We start from the raw sequence: 218 nt of genomic DNA on the forward strand, positions 1-218 counted from the left end.
AACCGATAACCTGCTGATTACAAATCAGCTGCTCTGCCAATTGAGCCACATCGGCTTATAACCTTTCGGTTAATGGATGGAGGTGGATTCGAACCACCGAAGCAATTTGCAGCAGATTTACAGTCTGTCCCCTTTGGCCACTCGGGAATCCATCCATGTTAAGTGGGACCTACAGGGCTCGAACCTGTGACCCTCTGCTTGTAAGGCAGATGCTCTCC

General features: G+C 50.0%; 1 tRNA gene. It reads right to left on the bottom strand.

What is annotated here, in order from left to right:
- Positions 1–73: 73 nt before the first annotated feature.
- A tRNA-Tyr gene (locus LI126_RS15435) sits at positions 74–155 on the bottom strand.
- Positions 156–218: the final 63 nt, after the last annotated feature.

The sequence above is a fragment of the Mediterraneibacter sp. 210702-DFI.5.30 genome (genome assembly GCF_020560115.1).
Taxonomy (GTDB): Bacteria; Bacillota; Clostridia; order Lachnospirales; family Lachnospiraceae; genus Mediterraneibacter; species Mediterraneibacter faecis.